The sequence below is a fragment of the Enterobacter cloacae complex sp. IR5422 genome, from assembly GCF_049238165.1.
In the GTDB taxonomy this organism is placed as follows: domain Bacteria; phylum Pseudomonadota; class Gammaproteobacteria; order Enterobacterales; family Enterobacteriaceae; genus Enterobacter; species Enterobacter roggenkampii.
Map to the genome: position 1 here is coordinate 1 of NZ_JBMKHT010000071.1, position 12,843 is coordinate 12,843.

General features: G+C 38.7%; 12 protein-coding genes. All 12 read right to left on the minus strand.

The window, feature by feature from the left end; all coding sequences use genetic code 11:
- Nucleotides 1-89: 89 nt before the first annotated feature.
- Genes ACOTXT_RS21270 through ACOTXT_RS21325 form a run of 12 tightly spaced genes read right to left on the minus strand, consistent with a single transcriptional unit; the run spans nt 90 to nt 12,740 of the window.
- Complete coding sequence (locus tag ACOTXT_RS21270) at nt 90-1,118, minus strand: hypothetical protein (protein ID WP_421625436.1); 1,029 nt, start codon at nt 1,116-1,118, stop codon at nt 90-92.
- Entirely contained in the window at nt 1,105-1,416 is a 312-nt protein-coding gene (locus ACOTXT_RS21275) for a hypothetical protein (protein ID WP_032656295.1), read from the minus strand. Before ACOTXT_RS21275 ends, ACOTXT_RS21270 begins: the two co-directional genes overlap by 14 nt.
- A gap of 56 nt (nt 1,417-1,472) precedes the next feature.
- Nucleotides 1,473-1,763, minus strand: a complete 291-nt coding sequence (locus ACOTXT_RS21280) for a hypothetical protein (protein ID WP_046852899.1) — start codon at nt 1,761-1,763, stop codon at nt 1,473-1,475.
- Nucleotides 1,764-1,812: 49 nt separating this feature from the next.
- The gene (locus tag ACOTXT_RS21285; protein WP_046852900.1) at nt 1,813-2,286 is read right to left on the minus strand and encodes a hypothetical protein; all 474 of its coding nucleotides are present in this window, start codon (nt 2,284-2,286) and stop codon (nt 1,813-1,815) included.
- Between the two features lie 56 nt (nt 2,287-2,342).
- Entirely contained in the window at nt 2,343-5,165 is a 2,823-nt protein-coding gene (locus tag ACOTXT_RS21290; RefSeq protein ID WP_421625437.1) for a hypothetical protein, read from the minus strand.
- Nucleotides 5,162-6,853, minus strand: a complete 1,692-nt coding sequence (locus ACOTXT_RS21295; protein WP_150148978.1) for a hypothetical protein — start codon at nt 6,851-6,853, stop codon at nt 5,162-5,164. Before ACOTXT_RS21295 ends, ACOTXT_RS21290 begins: the two co-directional genes overlap by 4 nt.
- 2 nt (nt 6,854-6,855) lie before the next feature.
- Nucleotides 6,856-7,293: a hypothetical protein gene (locus ACOTXT_RS21300; protein ID WP_046852902.1), complete on the minus strand. Its 438-nt coding sequence runs from the start codon at nt 7,291-7,293 to the stop codon at nt 6,856-6,858.
- A gap of 1 nt (nt 7,294) precedes the next feature.
- A complete protein-coding gene (locus ACOTXT_RS21305) occupies nt 7,295-7,594 on the minus strand; it encodes a hypothetical protein (RefSeq protein ID WP_046852903.1) in 300 nt (99 codons plus the stop codon).
- 14 nt (nt 7,595-7,608) lie between these two features.
- Nucleotides 7,609-9,435, minus strand: a complete 1,827-nt coding sequence (locus ACOTXT_RS21310) for a phage major capsid protein (protein WP_080972137.1) — start codon at nt 9,433-9,435, stop codon at nt 7,609-7,611.
- Nucleotides 9,386-10,876: a phage portal protein gene (locus ACOTXT_RS21315; RefSeq protein WP_421625438.1), complete on the minus strand. Its 1,491-nt coding sequence runs from the start codon at nt 10,874-10,876 to the stop codon at nt 9,386-9,388. The genes ACOTXT_RS21310 and ACOTXT_RS21315 overlap by 50 nt, the downstream gene beginning before the upstream one ends.
- Nucleotides 10,876-11,418: a hypothetical protein gene (locus tag ACOTXT_RS21320; RefSeq protein WP_126785928.1), complete on the minus strand. Its 543-nt coding sequence runs from the start codon at nt 11,416-11,418 to the stop codon at nt 10,876-10,878. Before ACOTXT_RS21320 ends, ACOTXT_RS21315 begins: the two co-directional genes overlap by 1 nt.
- Nucleotides 11,419-11,435: 17 nt before the next feature.
- The gene (locus ACOTXT_RS21325; RefSeq protein WP_421625439.1) at nt 11,436-12,740 is read right to left on the minus strand and encodes a terminase gpA endonuclease subunit; all 1,305 of its coding nucleotides are present in this window, start codon (nt 12,738-12,740) and stop codon (nt 11,436-11,438) included.
- Nucleotides 12,741-12,843: the final 103 nt, after the last annotated feature.

Genomic DNA, 12,843 nt, shown 5'->3' on the forward strand with positions numbered 1-12,843 from the left:
CAGGGCCAAAATCAGCCACGAAGAGACGATTTTGGGCTGAAAATTGGAAAATTGAGCCACAGGACGTCGATAAAGGACGGTTTGGGGCGTCATATCGGGAGCTGCGGACCACTTAATCGCAACTTCCCTAAAAGATTTTCAAAAGTCTTATTATTAGCTTCTTGTTGCTTCTGCTGTTCTTCTACCACCTGAGCACCATAGATAGACGAGTTTTTCTGAATCTGTTGTTGGTACTGTTGTTGGTATTCCTGTACTGCCTGTATACCCTGCTTACTCGTAGCTGCTGCGGCTGCTGCCACTGGCTTACTGTTGAGTATCTTAGTCATTAGATCAAGAATATCAGCAAGACTTTTAGCAACAGGGGCAAGTGTTGAATTTCGCCAGGCGTCCCACGCTCTTGATAGATTATTCGTTGCCGTTCTATATTCTTCAAATTGTCGTGATTGCTCTGCTGTTAACTGAATATTTTCATTAGCAAGGCTATTTTGGTACTCTTGTTCAGTACTGAATTCTCTATATACAGTCATGCGTTTAGTAGCATCGTTAGCTACAGTTTCCATCATCTGTACAATCTGAGCCTGACTAAAGCCCATTTGTTTAGCTTGATAGTAAATCTTAGCAATAATATCTTCACCACTTTCTGCTGCTTTCTGTAACTCAAACATATTTAACTTCAATGGTTGAATTACATCGGTTAGCATAGAACCAGCGTTATTAGTGATAGCATCGCCTAACTTATCCTTAGCATCTTTCATCTGGTCGGCTACTTGATCCATAGTCAGACCTACGGACGCAAACATATTAGCTGCCTGTTGGATCTGTACTATGCCAGTTTGTGATAGTGATGCTGCCTGAAAGACTTCAAACGCCTTTTCTGATTGTTCTTGTACGTTAGCTAAAGTGGCGGCAATGGCGATACCTGCGACCCCTACCGCACCAGCGAAACCAGACATAGCTTTAGCCGTGGTTGATAGTCCGGTATTGAAACCACCAAACACCCCGCCAGCACGATCACCAAAATCACCTATATCATTTGCTGCGTTTTTTAATGATTTTTGTAATCCAGATTCATCACCTGTGATTTCAAATATCATTGATTGTTTATTATTGTTTGCCATTTGGCTTTACTCCCATCCAATTAAGCATGTTTGCTTTTTGTTGATCTGCGATCTTCTTCTCCCTTTCTGCGTGTTGTTCAGCTAAGGTTTTATTTGAAATGATGTTCAATGAATCGAGTTCATAGATACTAAATTTCGGTATATCTTCTTTCTTGATATTGCCAGTACTTAACCATATTGCCTGTAATAGTTCTGTATGCCTGATTTGTTCAATTTGTGATGAATCAGGATCAACCGATTCTTTGAAAACTAATAGGTAGAAGAAAAGCAAAACGGGCATAGTGTAGAGATCATCCACACTACACCCGCTGTTATACAATAAAGATAGTGATAGTCTGAGAATCGGATCGCGTCTTACTTTGCCTCAACTTCCTCAACATTAAAGGATTTGGCAAACACTTTACCGATCTCGGCATTTAGTTTTAGTTGTACTGTTAAATCAACATTCTGTTCAACTTGTTCAGGTGAATCAAAAATCTGTTTACCACTTTCATCAACCACACAATAGAAGATCGCTTTATATGGATCTGAAACTTCTGCGTGTTGGGTAATTGATGGTAGTTTGATGTATACAGTACATTCTGGTGTTAGTTCTACTGGTGTTAACTTCACACCAATAGCTGTCATAAGATTAGTAAAATCCATTTCGCTTTATCCTTGTTAGTTGGCTTGTAGTATTTAGTACTTAACGATATTAAGAACCAGTAACTTCACCAACCGCAATTGGAGCACCAGTAACAGAAACTACGAAATCACGAGTTACCACACCATCAAAATCACCGTTAACTACATCTGAACTTACATAACCGTTTACGATGCTGTAATAAGCCGCACCATCTTGATCATCAATGTTCTGGAAATAAGTTACTTTAACTTGAATTAGGGTTTGTGCTGCTGCGGCTGCCGCAAGCATTTCCTGACCTACAGCACCTGGTTTCCAGTTAACAGTTAGAGTTAGATCCGGTACTGAACGAGAACCAAGCAATTTCTTAGCGTACTGTTGACCGAAAGTGTTTACACTAACTACGTTAGATTCAGCACCTGCCGCTGATGGAAAAGCACCAACTTCTTCAACAACAGTAAAGGTAGTTGCCTGACCACCACCAGTAGGAGCAGTTGCGATTTCCACTTTGATATTATTGCCTACAAAAATAGAATTAAAAGCCATGTTTAATATTCCTTTATATATTTTGGGCATCATTCCTTGATACCCCTTCTGTTTATTTATATATGTTGGTTGTAGTACTTCATGTAAAGTGCTAAACCTCTTAGTAGTTCACCTGTATAGAATCCAAAGAACATTGAATTGTTCTGTGGTGTTGTAGGTGTTCCACTTCTGATAGCTGATGACCAGCCACCATTCATTACGTGATTAGCTGAAACTACGTTATAGTTCTGTTGAATTTCCGCGAATAGTAAATCAAGTAATTCGTGATCTGGATAACCTGCTATTGCCATCATTGAAGCACCAGCAAGCCATAAACCAGACATATGACCCGTAAAGCCATTATAGATAACTTCACCATCATCTTTAAATCGTGTTGGTGCGTGACCATCATTATTTTTCATGAACCACTTCAAGTAATTCATCCAGTTTTGACAGTACGTAATAATGTTCTGCGGAATAGCATAATCACCACGTTGATATAGTTCATGGACTACATCACAACCACCAAAGAACGCACGAGGTTCATAACCTGACCATGCTTCTTCATACCAGTGCTGCATAATAAATTGATCTGGTTGTCCATCAGGTGAATATGCTAATGCGTCCTGACGGTTCCATACATAAGCCTGAGCACATGGACCAGGTAAAGTAGGATGGAATTTATTAGTAAACCAATCTTGAGCATCACATAAGAACTTAATACTATTATTTAGTCTGGTTTGATCAATTGTAGTACCTTTGAAACACCATATAGCGGGTAGTTGATAACCTGGATATGGTAGACCTCGCCAACCGGAATACAGTTGAGCATATGGATCTGTGATGTTACTAAATGGTATTAGTCCGGGTGTATATGACAAACTATCAAGCATGTAATTACGAATTACACAATCACCTAAACGTGCTGTATATCCACTACTGGTACTATCGTTGAAAGTTAGAGAAACCAGTACTGAATAATCACCTGTACCACCATCATTATAAAGTGCTGGCAAATCGTTAACACAATACCAGTCAATACGACCTGAGACACCATCAACCGGATCGGTATCAAGTAATAGTGTAAACTCTTCACGTCCTGTTAGTGTTGGTTGTCCTGGCTGTTCATCACCTTCTTCATGATCCGGTTGATAAGAACTCAATTTAAAATCCAGTACATTAAACGTTTGTGTTACCCATGCCCCGTTGCTTGCTGGTAGCATAGCCCACCAACGCCAACCGAGATCATCAATAATACGAATGTTAAAATCATCAGCATATGTTCTATATGTGAAGGTGTTTAAGTCCTGTGTTTCATCATCAAAGATCCAGAAACCAACTGTAGAACTACCGTCAGAATCCATAGTAGTAGAAATCACGTTGTCATAGTACGTTCCAGCGATACCGGAAACATATTGAAGTGAAGTTACTGTATTATCCCCATAATCGGAAATCATACGCATATCTGCGGTTAAGTACTGTCCACCGTCTGGTTTAGCAATTCTGGTAAAGTGGTTCATTGGAATATCCATTGAAATAATACTGTTGTCAGTATTGGTAATGGGTAAACCGCAACGGTATCTAATAGCACCATCTTCTGTTTTTGTTTTATTAACTGTCATAGCTACAGCAAGGCTTAACGGCTTACCAGTTGTATCAACACCACTATATTCAACATGGAATGATGAACTATTATTAAACTTGAACCATATAGATTGTTGTTCAAGTGTTGTTTGTGCTGAGGCACTTTGATTAATGACAATATAGCCATCTGAATCACGTGAATATGATGCTACTTGATCACTTGGATAGAAATAATCGTATGAGATACCATCTGTAAAAGGCGTTAAAGCAATAACACTCTTACGAAAGAACATATCAAATTTATCAATATCAGAATAACCAGTACAAGTAATTAGTGAATTCTGCCATGCTAAGTAATAGATACGTTCGCCTGTAATATCCCATAGTAGTTTACATGCCTGACAGAACCACAATTCAGCATCTGATGCGTTATCAGAAAAGTCGAGCGTACCATAGTTATCAATAGGTACGTTTACTGGCCTGTTGTGCCAACGCTCATTACGCCCCATGAGATAGCCCCCCTCTGATACAGGATTCTTCGTGGCGTAGTTGAATCGGTAATTGCCGTTTATAGACGTGTCTTTGAGCTGGACTGTACCGATCTGGCTTGTTAGCCCTTCTGCCAGTACATCACCATTGCTATCTACCTTTCGGCCTGTACGGTCAACAATCCAATCAACATCATAGGTAGGGGCTTTAGTATCCCAATCAATGCTATCTTCACTGGCTAACCATGCGTAGGCAGTTGCGTTAACCTGGTTCCAACCAAGACCCGCCCTTTCTGGAAAGGCAAACCATACCGCATCGAGGTATTCACCGTAGTTAGGTGAACCATGAGGTATCTGTGTTTGTCCGTTCGTCCATGTGAACAAGACGCCCTTGAACCCGCCATGAGTTGGATACTCTGGATCTAATGGGTAATGTGCCAGTACTGGAGCTTTGCCATTACAGATCCAATTACAACGTAATGAACCATTAGGTGGATCGGGAAACGCTACCCCACGAAAGAACGCCAAATGATAGGCGTTGAAAAAGTCTTTAGCACGTTGTAGATAGTACTGTTCTTTGGTTGCCTGATACGCATAGATAGCACCAAGAATTGCTAAGGATTGTCCTTCTGTGGTTGCGTCACCGTCCGGTTGTGCCTCCCAGCCTGTTTCCGCTATAAAGTGCCTGTTGTTTGCTAAAACGTTTTGTGGGTTTAGTACAAAATGATCTGTTTTATTGTCATTAACTAAACCCGTATTACGTTCTAAAAATTTCCAATGCCCTTCAATCATCTGTTGGGCATTGCTGATATTTTGTTTTCTTATCATTCTTGTAGATCCGCCATTAGTAAGGAGCCGTACCAGGTACTCCCCCCATCGACAGTTAAGAATTGAATCACATCAATTGAGTTCTGAGTAAAGGTTAATACTGGTTCACGACCATAAGACCAAATAACATTAGAAGGCCATGAAATTTTATTTGCCCCTGTTCCCTGTGTTAAACACATAGTAATAGTTTGGCTATTTAAGTTGCTTCCACTGCCATTGATTACACTTAGTTGTGTTACTGCTGCGGTTAGTGTTGCTTTGAATACACGTTTACCATCAGACATATCAAGTTCTAAAGTATCTTCTACGTTATTTATTGTTAGAAGGTCTTGAGTGATAGTTACTTTGGTATCAATGTTCGCTTGTAGTGCGGCATCTTTAGCATCAATTTGTGCTTTTGAATACGTTCCCACATCGTTATAGTTCAAGGTTACGTTACTGTTAAGAGCATAACCGTTAATTGTAGTGATACGTAACGCAAACAATCCGTTACTTTCAGTACGGGAATATACATCACTAATATCTGCTGCTACCAATTGAATGTTAGTACCAGATAATGGCTTGTTATTGATTAAGAACGTCTTAGGCACATAAGTACTATTACTAAATGCCAATGATGCCATATCAGTAAGTTGTGTTGCCGTTAATGTAATATTAGAACTTAATGGTAATCCATTAACAGTAACCGTTTTAGCAACAAAGGTATTATTAACCTGAGTCTGTGAATACACATCAAGAATATCTGCGGCTACTAAGTTCAACGCCGTTCCTGATAATGCGTGTCCGTTTAACTGGAATACTTTCGGAACTATGTTTGAATCAATGTAGGTCTTAGAGTAAACATCACTAATATCTGCTGCCACTAAAGTAATGTTGGCTGTAAGTGCTTTACCATTGACAGTACGTGTGATTGGTACGTAGTTACTGAGATCTGTAGCGGCTGCCGCACCAAGTTCTGTTAACGTTGGTTTATCGGCACTGGTGTAGACCTTGTACCATGCCCCGTTACTTGCTGTTGAGAAGTTACGAATGTTCAGTACTGGCGTACCGGTTTTGTTCATTACTAATTGAGTACCGTTAGAACCATCAAGGTTAGTGATACCCAACATATCAACACCTGTTGGTGCGTTGGCTGCTGCGATCTTAACGAATGAGTTACCATCACGGCCTTGATAGCTTGGGAACTCGTTACCGTTCGAACCAACGCCCCAATCACCACGATAAAGTTCAACTACAGATTCATCAAGAATACCTGCTGATACCTGGTTTTCTGGTGTGAATACGTATGAGCGGGTAACAACCTGATCCATATCTGACGTATCTGATACGCTGGATAAGTACCCGTTATAAAGCACATAGTTCACGGTTGTATCGTTTGAACCTTCATCAAGCATTTCTACTTTGACTTGTACTAACTGCTGAGAATCAACAGCAGAATCAAGTACGGCGTTTTCACCTGGAACGTAGTTAACTTGAATAGTCATATCACCATATGAACTATCACCCGCTACTTTAGAGGTGTAAGTACTATCATATGTTTCTACAGTTGAAACAGAAGTTGATTCACTAAAACTTGGAAACGCTGAAAGGTTTTCAACTTGAACAAAAGTACGGGCATTTGGATCAACGTTGGTTGTATCGGTATTAATCCATACTGTAGTTAGATTCCCTAAAAATGTTTGAGCCATAATTATTCCCCATAGCTAAAAGATAGTGTTTGCGTGTGAACATATGCGGTTTCCGTGGCTTCGGCTTGGGAAGTCATAAGACTATCTTCAATTCGGATATTGAATAATGGCATTGGAAGTTGCTGGTTTAGTTCATCAAAGAAACCAGATGTATAAAGTGCTTCAAGAATCTTTTCTATTTCATCCGAAGCACTTTTAAATGATTGTCCGACAGCTACAAACTCAACTCGAAATTCACATAAATTTCTAATAGTTGATGGTACGATTTGATTGTTTACAATTTGATTTACTTTGGCTATCTGTGTACGTTGTACTGAAGAATCACCAATGTAAACCATTGTGGTATCATCTACCGTTGCTTTTGATGGATATTGTAGATTAACAATTACTGCTAATTTATTAATCAAATACTTTCTTATTGTATAGTCTGCCGTGAACATATTATATTTCCTCTTCTAAATCGATCTTGCGAATATAGTGATAGTTAGAGATACCGCTTGTATCATCATCTATTCTATTTACTAGGTATTCGGTGTTATCAATTGTGAAGGTAGTATTTAGTTTAATTCCTGACTTGGCACTAAAATATGTTACGGTAGTTTGACTATCATCGAAAAAAAGCTCGTCTTGTTCAAAAATTACGGTAATCGTTATTGATACACCATCTTGAACAATGACGAGCTTTTCACCAAAAGCATTTAATAGATACTCTATTTGCGAGTTACTAAGAAATGCTCTCATTTGTCATACCTGTATTAAGCTAGGTTTAGTACTAGGAATGCTTCATCGTGTGCTAGAGCATGAGATTGGAAGCTGAAAGTACGTAGAACAATACCCATAGAGTTACGTTGAGTTGTATCATCGCGATCCATAGTTACTGAACCCCATTGAGCCATGATGATATTTGACCAATCGCCAAACACAATAGCACCAGCGGCAACTTGAGTAGATTCAATAATACGTACTGAATCAGCTAGAATACCGTCACCCATATAGCCTTGTAGCAAGTACTTAGCAGCGGTGTTAGAACCATCTAGAGTAGTACGCAATACAGCAGCGGTAGTAGGATGTACAATAGCAACTACATTCTCAACACGGACATTAGCAGCAGCTAGAGTAGCTAGAGCACTAATAACATCGGTTTTGGTTAGAGCAGCAGTTAGGGTTACTTCTGGAGCCTTAGCAACAACATCAGCAAGAATTAGACGTTCTAGTTTTAGAGCAGCACCCTTAACCATCGCATCTTGAATATACTGTTCAGCAGTACTAGCAGATTTGATTAGAGTACGAGTTAGTTCAACAGAACCGGTAAAGATTTCTGGCTTTAGAGTGACCTTCTCAAAAGCGGCGTTATAAGATGGTGATGGAGCACCTTCAGTAACATAACCGAAGTTATCAGTGAAATCAGCAGATAGTTTAGGTAGAACTAGATTACCTTCACCTTCGAGATTTGCGAATACTTGTACAGGTAGAGTAGCAAATACTGACTGAGCACGTAGCACATCAATATAAGAATCTGCGTATACTTCTTTAACTAGAGCAGCACCGCCAACAGTAGTAGAAGTACGGACGAAATCACCCGCAGGGATTTCAGTTTTACCAGCAAAATTACCTTCACTTAGTGAACGAATTAGGCCATTTAATACGGATTTTTCCATTATGATTTCCTTATCATGATTTGGATTTGTTTTTGTATTTAGTGTGCGTTTGAAGTCCTCAACTGAAATTCCATTTTCAATTGCTTCAGACACATCAATATTTAGAACTACGCCGATTGATTCCAATTCACGTTTACGTTCCACTTCTTCTGTAGAATCTTCTACTTCAGAATCATCAGTACTTTCTTGTACATCTTCGCGTTGTTCTACAACGTCGGTTTTATTTATCATTTGTTCAAGCAAGTCTGGACGATTAGCCATTAGTGCTAATAGTTCTTCATCGCTCATACGTACTTCTTCAGATTCTTCTACTTCTTCTTGTTCAGTAATTTCTTCTTCAGATTCAACTTCAGTACTAACTACTTCTGATTCATCTTTGATTTCAGGTTCAGTACTTTCGATTTCGTTTTTATCTTCCATGATCATATCCTTCTGGTTGTCATCATTGTTATTTATCAATGAGCGACCAACTCCGGCGGATACATCGGCTGGCACTGTTACTAGTGATATTTCATATGGGGTAAAATGAGTTACATAGATAATGTTTCCTTCAATACGGTAATCATTAACTGTGTAACCAAAACTAATATGTGTTAATACACCTTCATTGATTTGTTCCCATTCTTTTTCCGAAGCATTGGAAATCTGTAATACAGCACGGCCTACCTTGTCTGAATCAATACGTGCCGCTAGTACTTTGCCAATCAAATGATCTCGGTCATGATTGAAAAGTACTGCCCCTGAATTGTTCAAACGCGATAGGTCTACATTTTCTGGATTACATAGAAGTACTTCGTTATATAACTTCCCTTCTATTTCACGTGCTACAGGAGTTTCAGAACAAAAAGCAACTTCAACGGTACGATTATCAGAATTAATCGCGGTTGGTAGGGTTAATTCCCTCGTCTGTTTTTTGATTTTCATCTAGAACTTCCTTGTTCATATTTTTCTCATTCTCTATTTCTTGAAGTACAACACGTGGATCACCACCCATTTCACTAATTACCTGTGTACGGGATTTCAAACCAGCATCAATAGCAGCTACTTCACATTGAATATCCTTCAATGGATCAAGTGAAATAGGTTTAGTAGGGATATAACGAGCACATACAAGATCATCGAAATCAGAAAAACTTAATTTCAACTTACTATTATTTAGCATTTCATTCTTTAACCAAGCTGTATAAATTGGCTTGAGTACTTTATTTATGAGTACATTAGTTCGAGTACTGAAAGTTGTAGCTTGTAGGCGTTCGGCAAGTTTCGCAGCACTAAATGACGCATCAGCAGTACTTCCCATTAGGGATTGCTTAGTGACATTTAAGCCCATTGAAATATTATCAAATAGTACATCTGTGAATTCTGCTATACCGTCAACACCATTACGGGGATCAACCGATTTAACATCTTGATTAGCATTTAATTCAAAGATAGCACCAGGTTCTAAGTACTCGTTATAAATCGCTGCATCTTGTTCACCTTCATCTAGTGCTAATTCTTTGTTACCGCCATTATTAGTAATGAATGTGGTTACACTGGCTGAGATTCGTTTAGCAAGTAATGCCGCTTCCTGGAAGTTCTTTAAGTCTGCTAAAACTTTAGTACTGGCAATTAGATCCGGTATACCGCGTTCCTGTGTGGCATCATCCATAACAAAGTAATGTAGGATTTCATTTGCTGGTACAACTTCATAACTAGTAGCATCATATGTATATGTTACTGGATTATATTTAGCGAAATAGTAGTTTACAGGTTGACGGTACTTGTTATATTCAATCCCATTACTGATATATCCATCTACCAGTACTGCGTTATTCAACTGAGTCAAACGGGCAGAATCAATAATTTCAATCTTGATAGTACGGTTGAAATTATGAATACGTACAAACGCTTCACCATCGCGGCAGCGGTGTTTCTCTAGTACTTGTGCGAATAGATCAAAAGTCATTGAGCCATCAATAGAGAATTTACTAGCATCGTAAGCCCAACGATCAAATAGTTTTTCTAGTTGTTGGTTAATGGTATGTTTTGTTTCTTCATCAACATCAATATCTACTGATGGTTTTACATAGATACCATTACTGCCTACTACACCATCTACAGAAAGCATCATGTACTTACGTGCGATTGGGTTTACTAGTGTTGCTTCACGTGATTGATTACGCCATTCTGATAGATGCCATTTAATGATGTTATTAATACTTACTGAGTTAGTACCGACACCAAAGCCGAAAGCATTCACACCATTACTAGTTGTACGAATCTGGTTTAAATCACGTTGTAATGTTTTACCAACATGTTCACGGACTTCATTAGTTTTCTGTACTGGTTTTGGTTGTTCTGGTTGTTTTTTCTTAAACCACATTAGCGAGTACCCCAACGATCTGGATAGTTAGGATCTCGGAATACAGTCATACTCTTAAATGGTCTACTAGAACCAGATGTAGGTTGACCATTCATTTTAGCCCATAGAGAATTAGCACGTTCAATATAACGAGCACGGATTGTTTCTAAGTTTGCTAATGACTCACTAACTAGAGTTTTATTATTAATTGTAATGCTGTAGTTAGCACCACCTTGTATTTTTGCTTCAATTACCGCTTCGATCTCTTCAATCATCTTACGAATACGTGCGTATTCTTCAGTATGTTTTGTTGGATCGATTACTTCACATTGGGAAGTACTGGCAATACCATTAGTAATAGTTGTACAGAATACCTTTTCTGAAGCAACGTTAGTTTCAAAGGTGATAGTAAATGATTGTTCACTATCATTATTACTGTTATCTAATGTAATTGAATTACCAGTACTGACATATGAAATAACGAAAAGTGTTTTAGCAGGAATTGTTACAAGATAATCATATGGGTTTGAAACCATATAAATCTTTTCTGGTAAAATTGCCATTGGATATCCTTATCATTTTACGTTTTTCCAAACCAGTTTGAACCCACACCAGTACGCCTAGAACGTCTGGTACTTTGGGTAGGTTGTGATTCTTCTGGTTTATTTATCTTTTGTGGTAATGATTTGGCTTTATGTTCGCGTAGTTTTCTAAACGGTTGCGTACCTAATTGTGATTGGGAATATACGATTGCGATCATTCCATAGACCAGACAATCTAGAGCCTCGTTTCTCTTCTGCCCTTTCTTTAGTCGCCATACTAATTTACCACCAGCAGGTTTTAACTCTTCGGCTGATAGTTGTTCAAAGTAATCTGATGGTAGAGTACTGGAAAAGCGTAATTGAATTGGTGCGTTCTCTGCTTCAGTACTGAGCATCAAGTTTAAAAGTTTACGAATAGTATTCTTTTGTTCATGAACATTTAGGATCTGTAGTTTATATCCGGCTTGTGTACTCTGTTTGAATAGGTCACTTGTAGTACTGCTAGAACCCTTAATAGGATGATACTTAGCCCAACGTGCGGTAAACTTCTTAACTGTATCTGTAGCGTTACCGTTCGAACTATCCACGAATACGGCAAGTGTAGGTACTATGCGACCGTCAACACTTCGGAAATCTTGACGACAGAAAGTATCTAGATCTTTCCATGCTTGTGATTCGATTTTAGTTACATCGTGACCATATAAGAATTCGTGACCAAGTACATAAATGTTCTTTTCATCAAAGCCTAATACAGTAGCTTCCAGGCGATCTAATTGTTGGTCTACTGCTATTGTTATGCCTAAAGTACTTTCAGGTATTTTATGTAGATTAAATTCATCTTCTCTTAGTGATTCCAATCGAAGTATATCTAGTTCTTTCGCATATTCATCTTCATAGGGTAATCCCAATTCATTATTATAAAATGTTTGAAGATTGAAATTATAAAGAGCATCGGCAAACTTACTAACCATTTCTGAAATAGTATTCAATGGGGAATACATACGGCTAATCTGATAACCAACTACACCCGGATCACCATCAGTACTAGTAGCTATCCATCGACCGTTATCGATCATTTGGTGGCGTGTATGCTCGTCTATCTCTTCCTGACAATGAGGACAAATTAAACGTGTAGTTGTACTGTCTGGTATTGCTCTACCATTCTCAAGTTGTTTGAATTCAAATGCTACTTGTTCCCATTCAAAAGTATATTCATGACCGCAAGTGTGAGTAACAAACCAACGGCGTTTATCAGAGAGGTTATATTCTGAGTTAATTAAATCATCTTTATATAATGGTGTACTTGAAATAACTACTAGGGAAGGTGCGAATAAGTCCGAGATGTGAGATCATCGTGTTGTAACCTGAACCCAGAATGAGTAACCGGATGAGCCAGCAACTGACTTTTGCCGACAGTGAGTTTTCCAGTAAACGCCGCCAGACCCG